The sequence below is a fragment of the Pseudoalteromonas sp. R86517 genome (genome assembly GCF_042466295.1).
Classification (GTDB): Bacteria; Pseudomonadota; Gammaproteobacteria; order Enterobacterales; family Alteromonadaceae; genus Pseudoalteromonas; species Pseudoalteromonas atlantica.
Genome location: NZ_JAXHCB010000001.1, coordinates 1,956,045 through 1,978,551 on the forward strand (window position 1 = coordinate 1,956,045; position 22,507 = coordinate 1,978,551).

A 22,507-nucleotide genomic window follows, 5' to 3' on the forward strand; every position below is an offset into this window, starting at 1 on the left:
TTAATCTAAACCTCAAGCGCTTTTAAAAAAGATTCTATATTGGGTGCAAGTACATGATGCGGCTTTTTACCTACGTACTCTAAACATACCTCACCGGTATTTACCTGCACGGTAACCAGTAAGTCATCTTGCTCAGTTAAACCTATAAATAGGGTTTCTGGCTGCTTTAATTTTCGTTTCATTAATACATGACCGGTAATATTTTGTTGCAGCAGGTCAAAATCATCTTTATTCCAAGCTTGTAATAACTCCACACGGTGACCATCAATGCTGGCTAATATGCTACCGCCATACATGTGCCCATAAAACTCATCAACCCCTACTGGGAAGCTCAGCTCAAGCGCGCTAGCTAAATCTGATAACGAACCTGCGGGGGTTTGCAAAGCACTTTTCCATTGAATATTGCCTTGTGCGTCTACCTCGCCAAACTCGCAAGGGCTAGGCCATTGTTCATCATGTGCCATAAGCGGATATTTAGCGGTGTTTTTAACGGTTTTTTCACAAAATTGCGTGTGAAGTTGGGCCATTTGCATTGCAACAGACATACTGCGAAACTCATTTAAATTAGATATAATGTCCCTATTGTAACTATTTAAGAGCAAACATGACAGATTACAGCAATTCTCCAGACCTTAAAGGTAGTGTGTTAGGACAATCTACTGAATATGTAGATGTATATTCGCCTAGCTTGCTTTTTCCTATTGCCCGCAAGTTAAATCGTGATGCTTTAAATATTGACGAAGCCGAGTTACCCTTTAAAGGCCAAGATATTTGGACAGGTTATGAGCTTTCGTGGTTAAACGCTAAAGGTAAACCGCAGGTTGCCGTGGCGCTGTTTACTTTTGCGTGCCAAAGCAGCCATATTATTGAGTCTAAGTCGTTTAAACTTTACTTGAATAGCTTTAATCAAACCCGCTTTGAAAGTACTGAGGTGGTAAGACAGCATTTAATTGAAGACTTATCAAATGCGGTAAATAGCGATGTAGCGGTAACGTTATACGCACCTGATGACTATAACTGCTTACCTTGCACGCCATTACCAGGGCAATGTATTGACGATTTAGATATTGAAATAGATAACTACGATATTGACGCCTACTCACTTAAATCAAAAAGTGACACCCTGGTTACTGAGACCCTGCATAGCCATTTGCTTAAATCTAACTGCTTAATTACCTCGCAGCCAGATTGGGCCAGTATAATTATTCGTTACACTGGTGAGCAAATATGCCACGAGGCACTCTTGCGTTATTTAATTTCATTTAGAACCCACAATGAGTTTCATGAGCAATGTGTAGAGCGTATTTATAGTGATTTAACCACGCAGCTAAACATTAAAGAGCTTGAAGTCTATGCGCGTTATACACGCCGCGGTGGGCTGGATATAAATCCTTATCGTTCAACGCACTATAACGATACGCCTTTTGCGGTAAAAATTAATCGCCAGTAATACCAATCGACTTAAATATCACCATAAAAAAGGAGCTTAAGCTCCTTTTTTATACCCGTTATAAGCTAATCAATGCGCTTAGTCGGAATAGGCATAGCGCACACATCAATATAATTATGGGCGTATACAAACCAAGGTTCGGTACGATTTTTTCGCGCCTCAATCAACTCTCTAAATGATTGCGAGTCTGTTTTCATAACATTAAAGGTGCTTTTATCACGCTTAATATCGGCTAACACCTCAATGTTTTTAATTGGGTTAAACGGCGTATTAGCAACAGGCTTACGCTGTAAACGATTAAAGTGCTCCATACCTTCAAGCACTCTTCCAAATACGGTAATATTTTTATCAAGGTAGCGCGGACCTTGGCCAATGGTGACAAAAAATTCAGTGCTTGCACTGTTTATCTCATTGCCACGCGCCATGGCAAACACACCGTGGCAATGTACCTGCCAAGTTTGTGTATTAGAGGCGTTTTGTGCGACAGCAAAACCGTTTAAAAACCCCGTTACAGGCGCGTACCCATCACCTTGCAGCTCTGTAATTTTAAGCGGCTGTGTGGTGCTATGGTAAAACTCTGCAGGCACAGTTTTATTAGCCGTTTTAATTGCTTTATTGCCTGAGCTGTCGCCACCTTGTGCTACAAACCCTTCAACAAAACGATAAACACGGGTATTTTTATAAAAGCCTTCTCGTGCAAGTTGTTTTATGTGCGCAGTATGTTTAGCTGCAAGCTGTGGGTTAAGCTCAACATAAGCCGCCCCTGTAGGCAGCGTAATTTTTAAAACATTTTGCTTGTCTACATTTCGCCATTCGTGCGCTTTAGCGTGCTTTATTACCTCGCTTGCGCTACGGGTTGGGGTTTGTTGAGTGCCCGCGTGTTGCTCTGTGTATTGGGCGCAGCCAGTTAATCCTGTTATTAGTGCTGCTAAATATAGTCCTTTCATATAATCCTTATACTGCCTATTTAGTCCCAATCAAACTTATAGAGTAAATCAACATTTTGATTTAAACCACTGGTGATCTCTACATAAAACTGCGAAAGCAGCTGATAGCGAATAGCGACCTCGCTGAGCGAGTCAAATACCCCAACGCTGTATTTAACTTGTAAGCTAGGCGCTACATAGCCCGATATTTCAAGCTTAGTGTTATCGCCAGAGCCCGTTGAACTTAAGCTTACATCAGATAAACCAATGGTTTCGCCAACTTTAGATACAACGCCTTCACTACGGCTCACCCCTTGTGAGAGCAATAACTGAGTAAGCATAGCATCGCTTGAACTGTCGCCCTCGCCTAGCGGCTGCCCATTGAGTAAATAGGCCAGCGCTTGTGCTTGATCCATTGCCGGCTCAGAAAATACTTTTAAGGTAGGTTGCTCAACGTTACCAGTAAGCGTAACACCTGCCACAACATCGTTTGCTGTGGTGTCTGGATTACGTATGGCTTTAATATTTAAAAATGGTTGCTCAATCGAGCCACTAAACCCTATTTGCCCAGTACTAATAATTAAATCTTGGCCAAAAGCTAAATACGTACCATCGATTAAATTTAGCTCGCCGGTGGCAATTATAGGGGCGCCCTGGCTCATTTTGATGGCTAAATCGCCCGCGATTTTCGACTCAAGACCAAACGATTCTATTTTTACATCGTTTTTAACAATCACTTTTAAATTTACATCGTAATCAAACGGCACGTTTTCTGCCGTTTCAGTTTGTTGATCAACAATAATCTCATCGTCGCTCACTTGAACGGCGCCCTCTGGCAGCTCTTCAATCATTACCCTGCCATAAGGCACAATCACTTCGCCAGACAGCTTTAATGCATTATTTGCAAGTCCAATAGTTAAATCAGGCGATACTTTAAACGTCACGCCTTGCTGCGCGCGTACAAAAAACTGCTCGCCGTTAACGCTTACATTTACCTCAGGCTGGGCGCCTTGCCAATCTACGTCGCCGGTTAGGTTGATTTTACCGCCTTGGGTGTCGTTTAAATTACCTTTAATTGTGGCGGTGGTTTTATCAAATAAAATGTTTACGTTAGATTTTTGCAACACCACCGGCAACTGCTCACCTTCTAAATTGATATCACTGACATTTAGCTCACCATTTAATAGAGGGTCTTGTAAAGTGCCGGCAACTGCCACGTTTCCTGTTATATCGCCTTTTAATTGCTCAAGGGTTTCGAGAAATGGATGTAAGTCTGATAGCAATATTTTATCTATATTAAGGTGACCGTTTAATGTTTGCTGATTTTGAATATCATCAATATTAATTTCGGTGGCTATTTTACCTAGCACACTTGAGCGTAAATCGGCCTCTAGCTTACCCGTTTGAGAATCAGTGTAGGCACTGACTTTTAGCGTTTCGATGGGTAATCTAAACCGGTCTTCCTCAGAGGTAAGAACAGCAACAAGGTCATCCGCATTTAAATTAGCGCGAAGTGTTTTTAATGCGCCCTCGTTCCAATTTGCAGCAAAGTCGCCGCTTATATCGCCACGCGTACGCATGTTATCTGGTAAAAAGTGTTTAAGCTCTTCAAGCGCTAAATTGCTCAACGTAGCATTAAATTGACCCAAGTTTTTAGTTTGCGCTAGGGTGTTAATACATAGCTCACTTTTGTTTGAGCGCCAGCAATGTGCACTCACATCAAAATCGCTGGTTTGGATATTAAACATCACCGCAATTTTTTTACTATTACTAAAGCTGAGCTTTTTGTCACTTAGCGTTATATTACTGAGCGAGCCATTCCACACGTCATTATTGAGCTTACCGGTTACTTCAAGCTCAGCAGCGCCTTGCTCTGCATCTATGGCGGCCACCAGCTGATGGTCGGTTTTATCGCCAGTGGCAGTTAGCTCAACACTATTAATTACCTGATCAGCAACCATTGCGGAGCCTACGTTTAAGCTCACATCGGTTTGCCAATCTGCAGCTGTATCGAGCTGACCTTTAAGGGCGAGTTTATTAACGTTTATGTCGTTATACATAAAGTTATCGAGTAATAACGATAAATCAACGGCGGGGGTTAAACGGGGCCCTCTTATTTTTAAATCTGCCTTACCGTTTGCAACGAATGGCAGATTAGTTTGCTCATTTCCTGTCAGTGTTACTTTTCCGTCAACCTGCCAGGTGTCGTCAACTTGCCCGCTCAAGGTTAGTTTATTGGCACCGCTACTTAAATATAGGCTGTCTATGTTGGCTTTTAGCGTATTGTTAAGTGTAAAGTTTGAGGCAAATTCAAGCGGTGTTTGGTTCAGTGTACCTGCAAGTTGTGTATTATCCATTTGCAAGTGCCAGTTTTGCCCTTCGCTGTTAAAGCGCCCTTCTAGCTGGCCAGAAATATTACTTGTAAGCGCATCTGTTAAGTACTGCGCTTTTAAGCTATTTAACGAACCGGTAAAGTCGGCTTGTATGCCCTTTAGCCAATTAACATTACCTTTAAATATTGCACTACTATCGTTTGCTTTTAGGCTTAAGGTACTTAACTGCGCTTGGCTAAGCGAGCCGTTTAATTGCGTGTTTAATACTACAGCTGGATAGGCACCTAATTGGCTATGCGCCTTTAAACTTAGCGTGTAATCATCCGCATTACCCGAGGCTGATAAATCAACATTATTTACTTTTAGCTCGTTACTTTGAGCGTCAATCAACCATTGCTCAACTTTACCAGTAAGTTCAAACGGATAATTTTTTTGTTTTAAATTAGCCGTTGCCGTTAGATTTAATGGGTACTGACCAGTCGTGTGTAAATTTATATTTAAATCAGATAGATCACCACTTAACGCTAAATTCGCTTGGTGCAAGTCGCTGCTTAGCGCTACTTTAGCGTTTAATGGTAAATTACCTGCAAGCTCACTAGTTAACTCTGTATTTAGTTGCCATTGTTGGTACTGCGCGCTAAGCGTTTGTAAGTTAACTTTTTCATCTTCTACATTTAATACAAGCGCTATATTTTCGATTGTGTGAGTTTGCTCACCTTGCTCAATATCCACCTTTTTAACGTCAAACTGCTCTACCCGTAAATTAAGGGGCGATGTAAATTCTATATCTGGTAACGCAGGTAGCGCTGTTAGCGCCTGGCCTTGATTAGCCGTTGCTTGATTAGATGAGGCGGGTTGCTCTTTAAGCTTTACCAATACATCACTAATAGTTAGGCTTTTTAGTGCTAAGGTTGCATCTTCAGCTTTCGCTGCAAGGGTAAAGTTATTTACGGTTACATCAGCACTGGAATGATTTAACACAAATTCGTTTATTGCTACATTTTTAACGGCAATATTAAAGGGAAACGTAATTTTAGCTAATGGCTCTGAGGTGCTCTGTTGTGTGGCTTCGGGTGCATTGCCAAGGGCAAGTTTGATTGACCGCGCACTTACATTTTCAATACATAGGCCATCGCACTGCCACCAAAATAAATCTATTTTAAGCTGCTGCGCTTTAAAATCTGTACTTTGGTTTTTAAAGCTCACATTAAACGGGTTGTTATATAAAAAACGCCCTTTTTTAATCTCGATATGTAAGCCGTCCACCATTTTATTGGCACTATAAGCAATAAATTGATTACCGGGCGCAGTAAATAACAAGCAAAATATAATAACGGCAAGCGTGATTAAAACGCCGATGATTGCAGCGGATATTTTTTTAAATACTGACATTAAATTTCTGGCCCTATGGTAATGCTTAAACGTGTGCTTTTACTTTCTTTAGTAAGCCCCCATGCATGGTCTACTTTTACGGGGCCAATGGGTGTTAAATAACGAAAGCCAAAGCCTGCGCCCACTTCAAAGTCGTCCGAAAAATCATTTGTGGCGGTACCGCCATCAACAAATAAAGCTGCTCGCCAATTTTGTGCAAATTGGTAATTGTATTCAATAGTACTGGTTAGTAAGTATTTACCACCGATTAAATCACCGTCTTCATCTTCAGGAGATATAGACTGATAAGCAAAACCACGTACACTTTGGTCACCACCGGCATAAAAGCGCAGCGAGTAAGGTACGTTTTCAATATTATCGACCAGCATGGCGCCCACGTTTGCTTTTAAAAAAACTAAGTGTTTATCTAAATAGGTCCGCAGCCACGCATGCTGCAGCTGCACCCGCACTAAGTTGGTGGTTGAAAGTACATCATCTAAACCAAACTCAGCCGAAATTAGCCACTGCTCACCCCAATAAGGCGTTGTGCCTCCTTTTGACTTTTTACGGGCATAGCTAATACCGGGCATAAGCATTTCGGTGCTTTCTTCTGATTCATCACCAATGCGGTATGTTTCTTGGTCTCGACGTAAAAAGGCCGTGCGTACCCATTTATCTTCAGTTAACCATTGGCGCTGCAGTTGGCCGGTCAGTATTTCACTGTATATGTCATCGGCAAGTTCATCTTCTAACTTGTAACCCACTGATAAACGCCATAAATCGTCGTTAGGGTCATCTACCGGAATGGTGTACGCCATAGAAATATCTTGCTGTTTCTCAGCTACATTTAAATTGCTTTCCAGATAATGCCCATCTTCTGTGATCCAGGGTTTACTCCATTTAAAACGCACTTTCGGGCCCAGCTCGGTATTAAAGCCACCGCCTACTTCGTAGCTATTAGCAGGTTTGTGTAGCACATCAATATTTATAGGCACTTGTCCGTTGGCTCTTGCTGGTATATCGGCATAAATACGCACGCTTGCAAAATACGGTGTGCTTGAGAGCTCAAGGTTATAATCGGCAATTTGTGTGGCTTTATAAGCTTGCCCTTGGGTAAAAGGTGCAAGTGAACGAATGTATTTTTCTGCGGGGGTTTCGCTGGCAATGATTATATTGCCATACGTGTAGCGCACGCCGGTATCTATATTAAATGTAATAACGGCACTGTTTTTTTGCACTGATACAGCAAGTTTTCGGGCTGGCCATTTAGCATCAAAATAGCCTAGCTCTAATAGCATTGACTCTATTTTTTTATGAGCTGAGTCGTACCTGCCATGATTAAGAACATCGCCCTGGGTTAAATTTAAATTTTTAACAACGTTTTGCAATTGCGGGTCGTTTTTACCCTCACCATTAAGCGTTATATTAATAGCTTCTATGCGAGTTGCAGGGCCGCGCTCTACTTTAACGATAAGCTCTTTGTCGTCTTTATCAAACTCAATGTCTACCGTTGGGTTGTAATACCCCAGCGCTTTAATACTGCTTTGCACTTGCTTTTTAGCATAGCGGCGCAAGGTTCTGGTGGGTTTTTCTCCAACCAGTTGTTTTAAATAGAGCTCAACGTTACTTTCTAACTCGCCACTAATCCCTTTAATTTCGTAATCTTCAATTACCCTTTGCTCAGCGCTGGCTTGAGTGCTTATAAAAAAAGCTAAAATAAACACAAAACGTAATAACTGTTTGAACAAGTAAATATCCTTACTTTTTATTCTTTAAAATTTAACCACCAATGAGTTGCATACTACCATAGCCATAATGAGCAACACATTAACTTAATGGTAATCTTGCACCAAATTTCACTCCCTTTTAAAGCCTATAAAGTTAAAATTAATACGCTTTAAAGCAATATTTTGGTTACAATAGTGGCTACGAATACAAAATTAATTTTAAATGAGTTTTTAATGCAATTCCCTGATGATGATAACGGCCAACTTTTAGCCGAAATAGCCGCTGCTGGCGTTGATTTAAGCAAAATGCACCAAATCGATTTTTTCATTTTATTTGAACAACAAGCTGATGCTGAAAAATTTGCCAAAGAAATAATCTCTGATGCATTAGTACAAAGCGCAAACGTTGAAAAGTGTAAAGACACTGGCGTGTGGGAAGTGATTACTCATGTACAAATGGTGCCAGAGCACACATTGCTTGGCCAAGCAGAGCAATACCTTGAAAGTATTGCTAATAGTTATAATGGCTATGGCGATGGCTGGGGTTTAATGGACGAAGACGCCGCTTAACAAAAATCAGTTAAGCTTAGCCGCTTAACTGATTAGCTTTTCTAAAGTTGCCAGTGTAATCAAATAATTTATCAGATACCTTCCAGCCATACTTTTTACTTTTACGCGCGATAACAAAATCGGGATGCACTAAATCAAACTGTGCCTTAATAACCTGCTCAGCACTTTTAAATTCGACAGGCGCTTGCCCCTGCCCTAGGCGTTTACCAAACTGTTTATTAAAAATATACTGCCCGCCTTTACTGGCAAGGTTATATACCTCATCGCAACTTGCACCATCTTCATCAAAGTAGGTTATTTTAATTAAATCATCTTTAAGTTTTACCACTGATAACCCACTACAGCGCAGTACTAACGCATCTTTTAAATTAAGGGCGTTACGTAGCTTGTCGTCAGGGTCGGCCATTACTGCGCCGCAATCATGGCATTTACGAGCTGCTATATCGTTTTGAGCGCCGCATTGTTCGCACTCTTTAAACCTAAACCGATAATCGCATTGCTCTTTATGGCCTTCGTCATCTTCTAATAAACCTTGGCAGCGCCGGCCAAAATGCTCAACTACTTTGCCATCAGCATCAGTTTTTCCCCAAAAAATATTTGCAAACCCACACCCAGGGCAAAGCACTTGAACGGGCTCATTATCGCTATCACCTTTTTTATCGCCCACCTCAGGGTGAAATAAATCAAAGCCGTTGCCTGCGTAATCTATAACTAAGCAGTTTGTTTTTCCTTCATTTAGCCTAAGCCCACGGCCAACAATTTGCTGGTATAAGCTAACCGATTCGGTGGGACGTAAAATAGCGATAAAATCGACATGCGGCGCATCAAATCCGGTGGTTAAAACAGAAATATTAACGAGGTATTTTATGTTTTTTTGTTTAAATTGATTTATTAATTTATCGCGTTCTGCATTTGGGGTATCGCCAGTTATAAGGGCACTTTGCTCTGCGGGTAAATAAGTTAAAATTTCTTGCGCGTGCATAACCGTTGCCGCAAATATCATCACGCCTTGGCGGGTTTCACTGTATTGTATTACCTGCTTCAGTATAGCTTGCGTTGCGCGCTCGCTATTTTTTAAAAGCGCATTCATGTCATCAGTCGTATATTGACCAAACGCATTAGTAGCCAGGGACGAAAAATCATAATGACTAATTGCCGCGTCCACTTCATTTGGCGGCGTTAAGTAATTATGTTTGATCATATACCTGAGCGGTAATTCAAATATACAGTTTTTAAATGGACTTTCTTTATTACCTTTTACAAAACCATGGTAATGATGATGGTATATCCACCCCATTCCTAATCTATAAGGTGTGGCCGTTAAACCCAATACTTTTAACTGAGGATTATATTCTTTGAGCGCATTTATAACCTTTCCATATTGGCTTTTTTTATCACCATTTACTCTGTGGCACTCATCAATAATAAGCAAAGAATAATGCTCATTTAATTTATTTAAATTACGCGATAAAGACTGAACACTGGCAAAGGTAACTTGGTGGCTGAGTGATTTTTCTTTTAACCCTGCTGAAAATATACTCGCTTCTAAACCAAAACTTTTATATTTTTGTGCGTTTTGTTCTACCAACTCTTTAACATGTGCAAGCACCAAAATTTTTTGCTTAGCAATTCGCGCAAGCTCTGCAATAACAAGGCTTTTACCCGCACCGGTAGGCAGTACAATCACGGCAGGATCATTTGTTTTTCGAAAATGTAAAACAGTGCGCTCTACGGCCTCTTGCTGATACGGCCTTAATTTATAGGTCATGAAAATAGTAAATAGAATAACCAGAAATGCAGTTTAACAAATACTAAGCGACTGCGGGGAGTTTAAGGTAAGTTTTGGCCAATTAAATCTCGCGTACAAAGCGTAAGCCTTAGCCTAAGGTTTAGTTATTAAATTATACGCCATTAAAAAGAGAAGCCGTGGCTTCTCTGTTACTTTATTAAGCTAGGTGCTTTTGTAAATCAACACCTTCAAACGCTTTAGGGCGACGACCACGACCGGTCCATTCAATCACTTCGCCATCTACTTCAATACGATACTTAGCTTTTACTTTAGTACGTTTATCTGCAGTACCGTCTTGTAAATCTTCTAACGTAAGTCCTTTTTCTTTTAAAAGATCCAACACTTCCTGTTTAGCTTGTAGCTGCTCAGTATATTTTGCAATCGCATCAGTGATTAATTGTTGTGCTTTTTCTAGCTCAGTTAATGATGCTGTTTTAATAAAAGATCGAACTTCTTTCATTTATATCTCTCTTGCTTGTTGGAGTTAACTTTTTAGTTTCAAAGCAAGTATAAACCCAACAATATATTTTTACCATGAGCAATTTTACTCCATAGCAAAAGGTATAAAAGCAAATACTTTAGCATGAGAAATCAGCATGAAATAAGTATAGTAATGGACTTTAATATCAAATAAAAAATATTTAACCTCTATTAATTTTTAATAGAGGTTAATAAACTTATAAAGTTAAAGTCTATTTATCAATTTTTACACTACCACGGGTCATCTCTCTCATTGCCTCTTGGCTTAATTTTTCTTGGTAAGCAATTTGTTCAGGTGTTCTACACACTCTTGTTGCAATGTTGCTACCTGTGGTTTTTTCGAGTTTACATATTTTGCCATCGCTTTCACTGGCCTTAAGCGCTGCTGCACTAGTGCAACCTGAAGCTAAAATTACTAATAATACGGTACAAAGATGTTTCATTGTTTATCCTTAATTTAAGTGTGTTGAGGGAGTATGTCATAAGCAATTGTTACTCGTTCCATTTCACTATTTAGGGTATTAGTCCCATGCCAAAAATAGGATGGAAATTGAATAAGTTTGCCTTCCTCTGGTTTTAATGTTGTCTCAGGTAAAAGCTTAGTGTGCATATTAAATCCTGGCTCACCTAGCTTTAACCACCCTTCTTGGTTGGTTGATTCAGATATCAGCGTGGGTATAGATACATAAAATGGTGAACTCATCCAACCTTGGCTGTGATAATGATTTTTATGAAAACCTTTACCTTTCAGAATTACCGACCATGAATCAGTCACTTTAAAATCACCAACATTTCTTTTTAAAAAAGGGTGTTGATTATCTTTTGGAAGCCTTGAAAAAAAGCATGACGTTAACTCGTATAGCTCCTGCTTTAGTATTTTTAGTATCGGCAGTTGATAATCAAATAACTTTTCTGCGGTTTGAGAACCATTCACTAAAGATTGCTCTAAAGGATGGTTTTGATAATAATGATACTGTTTTAACGTACCTTTAAGCTCAGTTAAAAAATCATCTATAGAAGCAAAGCCAGAAGGTGTTGCTATTTTCTCCTGCATAACAAATAAATCATAATTGCAGTAATATGAGTACAGCTCGCTTTTTAGTAATCTCAATGCTGTATTTTTAATACACAAGTACTCTTGGTTATATTCGTCTTGATTTAATAACTTATTTATAATGTTCAATGCGTGATCTGGTTTATCTATCGCAATATAGCTTTTGGCTAATTCTATGTACGCGTGATTATTCTTAAACCTATTACTGGCAGCTAAATGGGTCTCTAAAGATTCATCAAATAAGCTGTTTTCACGTTCGTAATCACCCACTATAGAAAACGCTTTTTGTGGGCAATTGCTTTGAGAGAGTATTTGCTTTGCTATTTTGTAAGCCTCAGTTTGCTTACCCGATGTATAAAGCTTTTGTGCAAGCTCAGCTTCCAGTGCAGTATTTTTTCCAGTTATTTTTAAAGCATGGTTATATGAGGATAAAAAACCAGAGTCTGCAGTTTCCCATAGCATTTGGTTTAGCCAATGATGACTGTCTAAATCTAGCGGGTTGATAGTTGTTAGTTCTGTATATATTGCTTTGGCTTTTTTAAACTTCCCGGCTAAGTGATAGCAGCTGGCCATATTTTTTTTAGCTTCAACTAAACCAGGGCTTAATTTTAAGCTTTGCTCAAAAGTTATAATTGCTTTATCCCAAAAGCATAAAGCTTTTAAAGCCAACCCTTTACTATTGAGAATACTAGCATCAGCACCAAAATTGCGAATATAATCATCTGTGAGCCTATCGACCTCAGTAAACTTCTCAAGCTTTAAGTCTGTTTTTATTTTTGCACTGAGAATAACTGCATTTTGAGGGGATAGTGTAAATGCTTTATCAATGTATTCTTTTGCTTTAGTAAATTCATTCTTTTTAAAGTATAAAACAGAGATGTTATAAAGTGTTTCTATATCGTCACTATATATAGTCAATACATTTAAATATTGTTTTATTGACTTATCAGGTTCACCCAACAAGTTATATAACTTTGCTTTATTTACATTTAAATGAAAATGACGTGGACTTAGTTTAATGCCTTTTTCAATCTCGGCTAAACATAATATATAATCTTTTTTCTTTTGGTATGCTATAGATTTTAAGTGATGAAGGTGCGCTACAATACTCGATTCATTACTTTTAATCGAATTAGCAATTTTTAATGCCTTAAGGAAATTATTATTATTAATTTCCTTAAGGATTAAGTTGCTTACATCTTGAAATGACATGCCTTGGCTTTGCATATGTTCTCTTAAATAATAAAAAGGCCGATAATATACCGGCCTTAGCATTAAAGCTTATGCTTAGAATGAAATAGTTGTACCTACAAAGAAGTTACGACCGATGTACTTATACAACGTAGTATCTGTATTGGCATCATCATAATCGCTATAATATGGAGGCTCTTCATCTGTTAGGTTATCTATACCACCACGTAACGAAACATGTTCGTTAAGTTGGTAAGTACCACTTAGTGTATGTGATACAAACGAGTCAGCTTCTGGTGAATAGTAATCCGCAGGGTCTCCATCAAATAATGCAACTGATTCTGTAACAAGCGAATCTACATACATCACTTTGTATGAAACAGTCCAATCATCACCGGCTGCACGTAAGCTTACATTATGTTTCCACTCAGGAATTGAGCCAGAACCACTTGATGCAACACCTACGTAATCTTGAATAGGCTCACCAGCAAACTCTTGTACTTCCCATTTAGAGATGTAAGAAGCTTCCCAATCAGCTCTCCACGCTAAGCCAGCAGCGTCAAAGCTATATTGAGCGTTGAAATCTACGCCCGATAGGTTCCAAGTAGAAAGGTTTTGATCAAGTGATGGAGTACCATCAAAGTTACCCGTTGCATCACGTACAACACCTTCACAAAGTGCAAAAGAACCACCTTGTCCACCTTCTTCACCCGCGCTATAACATTTATCTAGCTTAGTCGTAATACCAACAGAGCTTATTACGTTATCTACTTCAATATCGTAGTAATCAACAGTAAAGCTTAGCCCTTCAATTGGCTCAACAACAAGACCAACTGTAAATGTATCAGCAGTTTCAGGACCTAGGTCTGGGTTACCGCCAACAACCGCACGAAGTTGACCACTGTTTTGTGCAAACGTACCATCTGAAGGAATTAGGCCGGCTGCTGCATCAGAAGCACAGGCTGTTTGGTATCTAGAATCAAAGCCAGCACCACCAAAACCAGTACAAGGGTCTGTATAATTGGTGAAGCTATCTGACTGACCACCGTAAAGCTCACTTACACTTGGTGCGCGAAATGCTGTTGATAATACAGAGCGAAGCATAACTTCGTCTGTCATACGCCAAGTTAGACCTAACTTATAAGTAGTATCTGATCCAAATGTATCGTAGTCAAAGTAGCGAAGCGCAGCTTCTAAATCTAAAGACTGAACCAGTGGTAAATCATTCAATAGTGGAACAACAAGCTCTACATATGCTTCGTCAACTTTATAGCCACCAGAAGTTGGCTGTACAGCATTACCTGAACCGATACCTGATGAAGAGAATGCATCTGGTTGATTAAATGCTGATTCTTCACGGTGCTCTAGACCAAATGCAAAGCCAACAACACCAGAAGGCATTTCAAATAAATCACCCGAAATTGAAGCGCCTAAGTGGTGCATTTCTGTACCTGAAGTACCCTGATCGGTGTAACGCAAGTAATCGGCATCTGACTGTGAAAGCGCGCCTTCACCAAAGTAGTTAATACATGGAGCAGATGCATCGTTGCCTGTAACCGTGTAGTCACTAGGCGAACCTGTAACCGAGACACCTTCACAGTTTTCATTTACTGACGCTATCATTTTGTCTACGTTGATGTAGTTTTTAGAACGGTCAATAGCGCTATTTCGACCATATGTATAGAACACATTCCAAGCGTATTGATCAGCGATAAAGCCCTCTAAACCAGTTGTAAATTGTGCTGTATTTACTTCTTGCTCAAATACACGGCCACCCATTTCTGACATACGACGCAGTGGTAACATGTCTACATTGTCGCCAGGAGTTGCAAAATCATACAAGCCTGAGAATGGGTAAACTTCTGGATTTTGACTTAATACCCAACTACGACCATCTACACTGTATGTGTAGTTGATAGGTGCTGGTGCCATTTGTTGCGTTGAGGTACGGTTTGTATAGTACGCTTCTGCAAAAAAGTTTAAGTTATCTGCTAATTCATAATTACCTAACACGCTCACATTATAACGAGTTGCAGGCGTAGATAAGTATGAAGCAGAAGAGTAGTTATAGGTATCGTTGCCTTCGCCACTACCCACATATGTGTGATAGCCAGTATCAGTTGATGAACCGTTACCGCCAGGCTCAAACTGAACTCTTCTACCATCATCTAAGATTGCATTCATACCTAAAGAGTTACCAGAACCGGCACAAAAACGCTCACCGCCACTTTCAGCGTATGGACATGCTGAATAATCTCGGTCGCTAGCACGTACAGTACCACGGTCGTAAAAACCAACGTTTACAACAACATTACCTTTATCACTGCTCACACCAAAGGTGCTACTTAAGCTAGCTTCTTCACCGTCACCTTCACCTGTCTCTGCATAGCTGGCATCTAGCTCAAAGCCTTCAAAGTCATCGCGCATGATAATATTAACCACACCAGCAAGAGCATCAGAGCCGTAAACAGCTGATGCTCCGTCTTTTAAAACTTCTATGCGTTTTACAGCGCTAAAAGGAATGGCATTAAGATCCACGGTAGAAGATGCACCAGTACCTGAGGCAATCATACGGCGTCCATTAACAAGTACCAATGTACGTGATGAACCCATACCTCTTAAGTTAACAGTTGCATTACCATTACCGCCATTATTTACAGCAGCAGTTAATCCGCCCGACTGAGCGGTAAGGTTTTGTAACGCATCGGAAATATTTGAAATACCCTGAACTTTCATATCTTCAGTAGTAATAATGCTCACTGGTGAAGCGCTTTCAAGATCTGCACGTTTAATTCGTGAACCGGTAACCTCTATACGCTCTACCTTTTCAACTCCCTCTTCAGCAGCAATTGAATTTGCTGAAAATACAGCTGTAGATGCCGTACCAAAAGCAATCGCTAAGCGCACCGCTTTTGAAACTTGGTTATTTAACATTGGATTCTCCCTGAAATAATTTTATTTATATATTTATTATTTTAGCCATTAAATAAATAGCTTAAGAAGTGAAAGTACCGCTTCTTTTGTGAATGTTAGTATCAACATATAAACATAGTCAACATATTAAAAACTAATAATTCACATCAATTTAAATATAATTAATATTAGTTTATTTCGATAAAGGGGACAAAAAATAAAGGATGAATATACCAATAACCGGAACAATGCATTTTTGAAAATAAAACGTAAAATACTTCTACTTATTTACATTTTTAAAGGTGTTAACAAGGTAATTTAAAATTTATAAATGAAAAGGTAACCAAGAACAATGTTTAACAAGTCGCCAAAAAATAAAGGAATCGGGAGCTGCAGCTCATATGGCCTTTGGAATACCATCAAAGCTGCTAGATTATTAATGCGCAGAACAGAACAAATTTGAGTGATGGGGCTAGCTATTTGCGTCCTTTGTAAAGCGTTCCGATATATTCATTATTAGAGTCAACTAAAGCCTCTTTAAATGTTTTATCCCCTAACAATAACAACTGGCTAATATCCTTAGAGTTTAACGCCGCTTCCTTTAAGTCACTTAACCTAAAGATCAGCCCTTCGAGCTCTTGAGTAAATAATTGATAAGCGCGTTCTAAATCAATTTTTCTATTATTCAAAATAAACTGAAAAAAGTCGGGATACCGTGTTCCATTAACTGCGTGAGGGTGTACTTGCCTTTCAAGCTGGATAAGGTTATTTATTGTTTTTATCAAGCTATTAACCTGAGCATTATCATCTTTTTTCAGCTCATCAATTAGCTGCTTTAAAGGAGTTAACAAGTCACTACGTACACGTACAGCAGACTCCAATATAAGCACATTTGGTTTAACTATATCTGAATCTATTTCGTGGCAAACAATTTGATATAACCCACCCGGTTTTAATACCCTAAATAATTCAGGAATGCTCTTCGAAAGCTCACTGTATTCAATTGCAAATTGAGCCACTATCGCATCAAATTCATTATTTTCAAAAGGTAAGGACTCTGCACTTACATCTGATAAAATACTAGAGTCGGGCACGCCTGTAACGCTCTTTGCCACTGTTGCTTTATCAATACCAATAAAGCTCAGCAGATCTTTACTACTATCGTGTATAAGCTGTATCAGTGCACCATTGCCTGTTCCTATGTCTAGTATTTTACACTGTGGACTAAGCTCAGTAGCAAAACTTGTCCAGCTCTGCTTGAGCTTGCCTGTATAGTTTTTCTTAATATCCTGCCCAAATGAAGTTAAATACCCTTGAGACCAATACTCACTCCAATAATTTTCCATAAAAAATCCCCATAAAAAAAGGGCTGAATAAATTCAGCCCTATATATCAACCTGTTTCTAATTAATATTAGAAGCTAATTGAGTAGTTTACACGGTAATCACGACCAAAGTTGTTGTAAAGGTCTTGGTTATCCCATGTACCAGCTGAAGAAAGAACTGGGTCTTCGTCAGTTAAGTTACTTACAGTAAATGTTACAGCGCCGTAAGGACCTGCATTGTAGCTGTAAGTTAAGTTATGGATTAACCAGCTATCTAAATCACCTGATTGCTCGTAGAAACCATCGCCATCTTCATCAACTTCAGTTTCAGACGTGCTTGCTGTGTAAGTAGAGTTCCAAGATACTGTATGATCATCAAGTGACCAAGAAATTGTTGCTACTGACTTAAGATCAGGTTGGCCAGACCAACCAGCAGTGTCTTGTACAACACCACCTACTTCAGAATCGTATGAAAGTGTTACACTATTAACATTGTTAAAGCGGAAGTCACCAAAATCAGTCTCTACGTTTGCATTAATAGTGAAATCAAAACCTTCAATTTCAAAACCAGCACCGTTAAAGTAAGAAGTACCTGCTTCGATTAGCGTACCTGAAGCAGAGCGCTTAAGGTAGAAAGTTTCATCAGACGTATCTGTATCAACACCTACTGCAGTGATTAGGCCAGCAGCCTCATCAGATAATAAGCCTTGTAGAGATTTAGACTGAATAACATTATCAATAGAAAGTTGGAAGTAATCTAACTTAAAGCTTAAGTTATCGTTTACATCCCATGCCACACCTAAGTTGATGTAATCTGAAGTCTCTGCCTCAAGCTCTGAGTTCTGAGTATAGTATGTGTTGTACTGACGTGATGTAGTAGAACCGTTATTATAATCGATTGCAGATTCAGCAGAGAATGTACGTGCTGCATTAAGTAAATCAAGGCCTGGTGCACGGAACGACTCAGAGTAAGAACCACGAATCACTACGTTATCAGCAACCTGCCAGCGAGCAGATACTGCTGGAGCAACGTTGTCACCAAAGTCAGAGTAATCATCGTAACGAGCTTTTAAGTTCACTTCTACTGTATCAGAAACTGGTAGTACTGATTCGAAGAAAACAGCTGTCACATCACGGTCACCCATTGAAGAGTTACCAGCAGAGCCACCGATTAAGCCAGCTTCAGATTGACCATCGTAAATATCTTCGTAAGTTTGTTCAAAATATTCAACACCTACATAGTGAGCAACAGCACCACCTGGTAGTTCAAATAAGTCAAAACCTAAACCAGCAAAGTATTGGTCAAAAGTAGAGCCTGAGTTTTGTAACGTAGTCGACTTCATGTTGGCAATGCCTTCATCAGAGCCTAAATCGATATCGTTAGCTTCGTTGTATGCTAAACCACTGTAAGAAAGGTAGTACTCACCTACAGATTTGTTATCTGCTTTATTGTGGTGGTAGTAAACTTCCCAAGAAGCGTTGTTCCAATCTAAGTCACCACGTAAACCAGCTGTTAAATCTTGGTTGTAATCATCTACGTTACCATCACGTGTACCAATACCTACCCAACGGAATAAACCATATGCACCGTCTTCACCGTATGGGTTATGCGGGTTATCAGCTGCCATGTTTTCCCATGCTGCAGCCGGTGGAGCGTAACGACCAAATGAAGAGTTTTGTACAAACATTGTTTGAGCAAAGAACTCTATGTCGTCTGTTAGCTCGTAGTTAGCACTAACATATAATGTGTTACGGTCAATTGATGCTGTGTTGTAAGATACATTAGCGAATGCATACATACAGTACTCAGAACCTGGGCCCCAATCTTCGTTTGCATCAACGCGGCGGAAAGTATCTTCACCGTATTCAGAGATTAAATCATCACATAAAAGTGAAGCTGACGCTGTAGAAAAATCAGGTGAAAGTACAGTAGCGCCAAAGTATGACCAACCTACAGTATCTGCAGTGTAAGCTTCAATGTCGCCATCACCGTCTAAATCACCAAGCTGAGCTTTAGTGTAGTCACGGTCAGCATCTGAAATACCTTTACGAGATTGGTGATCGAAAGAGAATGTAATGTTACCTTTATCGTTTGAAACACCACCAACTACAGAAAACTCTGTAGAAGTAGTACCTTCATCTTGGTCACGGTGACCCGCGCCAATGTTGAAAGTTAAACCTTCAAAGTTCTCTTTCATAATTACGTTAACAACACCTGCCATTGCATCAGAACCATAAATAGAAGATGCACCTTCAGTCATGATATCGATACGTTCAACAGCAGCCATTGGAATAGCATTAAGGTTAGCAGAAGCACCACCTAATGTTGGTGAACCTGGGAAGCGGCGGCCATTTAAAAGTACTAAAGTACGACGTGAGCCAGCACCACGTAAATTGATAGTTGCTTGAGATTGTGCTGAGCTACCAGAACGCTCTGAGAACGAACCGAATGAGTTTAATGAACTAGAACGTAGTGCATCTGCAACTGTGTAGTCACCTTCTAGCTTGATATCAGCAGAAGTAATAGATACTACCGGAGAAGCACCCTCTAAATCTGTACGTTTGATACGTGAACCAGTTACTTGGATGCGTTCTACTTTCTCTGCAGACTCTTCTTCTGCAGCAAATGAACTTGACGAAAATGCAGCTGTTGATACTGCACCAAATGCAATCGCTAAGCGAACTGCCTTTGAAACTTTATTATTTAACATTTGATTCTCCCTGGGTCACCACTTGTTAGAAGCGACTATTATTTAATTATTTTTTGTTGTCACAGTTTGTTAACAGCGACTAAACCAAATACTAAACAAAAAATATCTAAAAGCCAACTACTGTTAACCAAATATTAATTAAAAAAGGGTTTTTTATTGTTTTTTAGCTTGGATGAGGAATAACTGTACAAAAATAAAGCTAAAGCGTAGATTATGTAATCAAAAATTGCATTAATAGGTACAAGTTAGAATAGTTCGAACTGTTTTAGCTCGAAACTGTTTACGTTAACGTTAACAAATTGCGTAACCATTTCTAATAAAGGTACAATTTGTTTGTCTATATACAATGGGTAGTCGTAGCTATGCAGCCCTTGATACAGCTCAACACCGTGGGTTGTGTAAACAAATGTAACAAATTCACCTCTTTTTAGCGTAAATTCACTATTTTGTTTCTGAAACTTTTTTACTGCTTGCACATGTGGAGGGATATTTTTTTGATAGTCGGTTAAGTTTTGACCTAAACGTTTTTTAAAAACCAGCAAATGATCAAATTCGCCACGTAAAAGTTTACTAATGTAATCGTGTACAAGGTCATTTATTTGCTCTGGTTGATCAAAAAGGAGGGTAAATAAATCAAATTGAAACTGTTGAGCCAGTCTAGTCCAGTCACTTCTTACGGTTTCTAAGCCTTTAAAAACCAATTTTGATTCATCCGGCTTTATTAACTGCCCCACATAGCGTTTTTTAGACCCCACGCTTTTACCTCTTATGGTGGGTAAAAAGAATGGGCTGTAAAGCGATTCAAACTCTATTTCTAAATGGCTAGTTAAATTATGTTTAGCGTGTATGTTTTGCTGCCACAATGTGTTTATGTGTTTAGCTAACTGTTTACCTATTTTATTACAGGCCTCAACACTTAAATCATCCGTTAGTTTTACAAAGGTCGAATCTGTATCTCCGTAAATAACACTATAACCTTGCTCTTCAATCCACTTTTTAGTTTGCAGCATTATTTCATGACCACGCAAAGTAATAGAGCTTGAGAGTCGAGGGTCATAAAAACGACAGCCTTGTGAGCCTAATACACCATATAAACTGTTCATTATTATTTTAATCGCTTGGGATAGCATTAAATCGTGATTATCTTTTGCCCGCTGGCGCTGTAGCGCTAGGCTTTTTATAAGCGCTGGTAAATGGTGCTGCTCTCTTGAAAACAATGCGTTATTAAAACCTTCAATACTATTTTCAGGGTTTTCAATCCCTTCTATTAGTCCAAGCGGGTCTATATAAAAGGTTTGCATAATACTGGGGTACAGGCTTTTAAAATCAAGCACTATGACATTTTTATACAGCCCCGGTACCGACTCCATAACATAACCACCTGGGCTTTCAAACGTCAGCCCATGGTCGCCCATATTAGGTGCTACATAACCGCTGCGATGTAATAAAGGCAAATACATGTTTACAAAAGCCGCCACTGAGCCGCCGCGTTTTTCCAGCTCAAGGCCTGTTAATTGTGTGCGAATAACAGCAAAATCGAGAAGTTTTAGCTTATCGAAGATTTTATTAACGAGTATGCAGTCTTGGCGATTGTAGTTAGCAAGCGCGATTTTATCTTCATTAAATTGACGAATAATTTCTTGTAAGCTGTTACTAGATTCAATTAATTTAGACTCGCCTAAAATTTCTTTAGCTACATTAGCAAGTGAAAAAGTTTCAAAACTATAAGTGGCATTTTTTAGAGTATCAATGCCATCAATTACACAGCGCCCGGGAATAGAAACCCGTGTAAAATGGCCTTTTCGAACATATAAAGGAAGGTTTCCTCTTCCTAGTAATAGTTTTACCCCAAGTGCCACAGAGCGCTCATAAATAACTGCAAAATCAAACTCAATAACATTCCACCCAATAATAATATCAGGGTCGCACTGCTTAATAAGTGTTACAAGTTGCTGTAATAGTGCAACCTCGTCTTCGCACCATATAATAGTATAACCAATCACTGGTTCGTGATGCTCAGGCTCTCCAATCATGATTACGCAATCTAAACCACAGCCTACCAAGCCAATAGAAAATAACACGCCACTTTCATTGCACTCTATATCAAGTGACAACTTAGAAAGCACAGGCGTATAGTCAGCGTTGGTTTTTAATTTAGCATCTAAAATTTCAGTGTAATGTGCATGATCCACTCGTTTACCCGTGATCCACGCCCCGCCTTTAATAAAGCGCTCCATTAAATAACGCTCAATGGGCCTTATTTCATCTTCATAAAGTGTAATACCGCGACTTTTTAACGCTTTGCTCGCGCTATAAAAGTGTTTGAGTGAGTAAAAGTAACAGCCACACATATCTTGCTGCTGAAAATTTTTAAGTGAAAGAGGTTTAATTAAAAAGTTTAGTGATTCGGCAGATAAAATGGCTTTAGCTGCTTTTGTATCTGAGTTTTTTATAAAAAATAGTGCGGTCTCATTCTCAGAAATTGTCTTTATTGGTCCATTATCGGTAGCAAACCAAATTTCATATTGTAAACCCTGAGCGCTATCGTGCGCTTGTGCAGAAAGTACAAAACCAGATGTTAAATACACTATCAATAAACCTTACTTATATTTTGTTTTTCTACTTTAGGGCCATGAGCGTTAAGGATTGAAAATTGTTCAACCTCAAA

14 protein-coding genes are annotated in these 22,507 nt (G+C 39.3%); 2 read left to right on the plus strand and 12 right to left on the minus strand.

Features of this window, described 5'->3' with window-relative positions:
- Positions 1-5 precede the first annotated feature (5 nt).
- Entirely contained in the window at positions 6-545 is a 540-nt protein-coding gene (gene syd, locus SJY38_RS08825) for a SecY-interacting protein (protein WP_377109620.1), read from the minus strand.
- Positions 546-604: 59 nt separating this feature from the next.
- On the opposite strand from syd, the gene queF reads away from it, so the two are divergent.
- Positions 605-1,450: an NADPH-dependent 7-cyano-7-deazaguanine reductase QueF gene (gene queF / locus SJY38_RS08830; RefSeq protein ID WP_054982267.1), complete on the plus strand. Its 846-nt coding sequence runs from the start codon at positions 605-607 to the stop codon at positions 1,448-1,450.
- 65 nt (positions 1,451-1,515) lie between these two features.
- Here queF and SJY38_RS08835 read toward each other — a convergent pair whose 3' ends face one another.
- From SJY38_RS08835 to SJY38_RS08845, 3 genes are read right to left on the minus strand one after another with little or no spacing between them, the layout of a single operon-like run.
- Positions 1,516-2,397 carry a peptidylprolyl isomerase gene (locus SJY38_RS08835; RefSeq protein WP_377109621.1) on the minus strand — a complete coding sequence of 294 codons (882 nt, stop codon included), beginning with the start codon at positions 2,395-2,397 and terminating at the stop codon, positions 1,516-1,518.
- 20 nt (positions 2,398-2,417) lie between these two features.
- Positions 2,418-6,101, minus strand: a complete 3,684-nt coding sequence (locus SJY38_RS08840; RefSeq protein ID WP_377109622.1) for a translocation/assembly module TamB domain-containing protein — start codon at positions 6,099-6,101, stop codon at positions 2,418-2,420.
- Positions 6,101-7,804 (minus strand): autotransporter assembly complex family protein, encoded by a 1,704-nt coding sequence (locus SJY38_RS08845; protein WP_377110204.1) that lies wholly within the window; start codon positions 7,802-7,804, stop codon positions 6,101-6,103. The genes SJY38_RS08840 and SJY38_RS08845 overlap by 1 nt, the downstream gene beginning before the upstream one ends.
- Before the next feature lie 237 nt (positions 7,805-8,041).
- Here SJY38_RS08845 and SJY38_RS08850 point away from each other — a divergent pair, with 237 nt between their 5' ends.
- The gene (locus tag SJY38_RS08850) at positions 8,042-8,377 is read left to right on the plus strand and encodes a ribonuclease E inhibitor RraB (RefSeq protein ID WP_024033700.1); all 336 of its coding nucleotides are present in this window, start codon (positions 8,042-8,044) and stop codon (positions 8,375-8,377) included.
- A gap of 16 nt (positions 8,378-8,393) precedes the next feature.
- Here the strand turns inward: SJY38_RS08850 and SJY38_RS08855 are convergent, their stop codons facing one another.
- The 8 genes from SJY38_RS08855 to SJY38_RS08890 all read right to left on the minus strand — a co-directional run bounded on the left by SJY38_RS08855 (position 8,394) and on the right by SJY38_RS08890 (position 22,427).
- Positions 8,394-10,145, minus strand: coding sequence for a DEAD/DEAH box helicase (locus SJY38_RS08855; protein ID WP_377109623.1), 1,752 nt, complete (start codon positions 10,143-10,145; stop codon positions 8,394-8,396).
- A 178-nt stretch (positions 10,146-10,323) separates the two neighbouring features.
- A complete protein-coding gene (locus SJY38_RS08860) occupies positions 10,324-10,626 on the minus strand; it encodes an H-NS histone family protein (RefSeq protein WP_004585960.1) in 303 nt (100 codons plus the stop codon).
- A 232-nt stretch (positions 10,627-10,858) separates the two neighbouring features.
- On the minus strand, positions 10,859-11,089 hold the full coding sequence (locus tag SJY38_RS08865) for a hypothetical protein (protein WP_029774020.1): 231 nt from the start codon (positions 11,087-11,089) through the stop codon (positions 10,859-10,861).
- Positions 11,090-11,103: 14 nt separating this feature from the next.
- Positions 11,104-12,927, minus strand: coding sequence for a putative 2OG-Fe(II) oxygenase (locus SJY38_RS08870; RefSeq protein WP_377109624.1), 1,824 nt, complete (start codon positions 12,925-12,927; stop codon positions 11,104-11,106).
- 60 nt (positions 12,928-12,987) lie between these two features.
- On the minus strand, positions 12,988-15,825 hold the full coding sequence (locus tag SJY38_RS08875; protein ID WP_029774022.1) for a TonB-dependent receptor: 2,838 nt from the start codon (positions 15,823-15,825) through the stop codon (positions 12,988-12,990).
- A 455-nt stretch (positions 15,826-16,280) separates the two neighbouring features.
- On the minus strand, positions 16,281-17,150 hold the full coding sequence (locus tag SJY38_RS08880; RefSeq protein WP_377109625.1) for a class I SAM-dependent methyltransferase: 870 nt from the start codon (positions 17,148-17,150) through the stop codon (positions 16,281-16,283).
- Between the two features lie 67 nt (positions 17,151-17,217).
- Positions 17,218-19,839 (minus strand): TonB-dependent receptor domain-containing protein, encoded by a 2,622-nt coding sequence (locus SJY38_RS08885; protein WP_064386740.1) that lies wholly within the window; start codon positions 19,837-19,839, stop codon positions 17,218-17,220.
- A 245-nt stretch (positions 19,840-20,084) separates the two neighbouring features.
- Positions 20,085-22,427 carry a DNA polymerase II gene (locus tag SJY38_RS08890; protein ID WP_377109626.1) on the minus strand — a complete coding sequence of 781 codons (2,343 nt, stop codon included), beginning with the start codon at positions 22,425-22,427 and terminating at the stop codon, positions 20,085-20,087.
- Positions 22,428-22,507 lie beyond the last annotated feature (80 nt).

Excerpts from the sequence above, each read along its gene's own strand:
- SJY38_RS08835 (WP_377109621.1), bottom strand. The coding sequence starts at position 2,397 with ATGAAAGGACTATATTTAGCAGCACTAATAACAGGATTAACTGGCTGC.
- SJY38_RS08840 (WP_377109622.1), bottom strand. The coding sequence starts at position 6,101 with ATGTCAGTATTTAAAAAAATATCCGCTGCAATCATCGGCGTTTTAATC.
- queF (WP_054982267.1), top strand. The coding sequence starts at position 605 with ATGACAGATTACAGCAATTCTCCAGACCTTAAAGGTAGTGTGTTAGGA.
- SJY38_RS08880 (WP_377109625.1), bottom strand. The coding sequence starts at position 17,150 with ATGGAAAATTATTGGAGTGAGTATTGGTCTCAAGGGTATTTAACTTCA.
- SJY38_RS08865 (WP_029774020.1), bottom strand. The coding sequence starts at position 11,089 with ATGAAACATCTTTGTACCGTATTATTAGTAATTTTAGCTTCAGGTTGC.
- SJY38_RS08855 (WP_377109623.1), bottom strand. The coding sequence starts at position 10,145 with ATGACCTATAAATTAAGGCCGTATCAGCAAGAGGCCGTAGAGCGCACT.
- SJY38_RS08870 (WP_377109624.1), bottom strand. The coding sequence starts at position 12,927 with ATGCAAAGCCAAGGCATGTCATTTCAAGATGTAAGCAACTTAATCCTT.
- SJY38_RS08860 (WP_004585960.1), bottom strand. The coding sequence starts at position 10,626 with ATGAAAGAAGTTCGATCTTTTATTAAAACAGCATCATTAACTGAGCTA.
- syd (WP_377109620.1), bottom strand. The coding sequence starts at position 545 with ATGTCTGTTGCAATGCAAATGGCCCAACTTCACACGCAATTTTGTGAA.
- SJY38_RS08885 (WP_064386740.1), bottom strand. The coding sequence starts at position 19,839 with ATGTTAAATAATAAAGTTTCAAAGGCAGTTCGCTTAGCGATTGCATTT.
- SJY38_RS08850 (WP_024033700.1), top strand. The coding sequence starts at position 8,042 with ATGCAATTCCCTGATGATGATAACGGCCAACTTTTAGCCGAAATAGCC.
- SJY38_RS08875 (WP_029774022.1), bottom strand. The coding sequence starts at position 15,825 with ATGTTAAATAACCAAGTTTCAAAAGCGGTGCGCTTAGCGATTGCTTTT.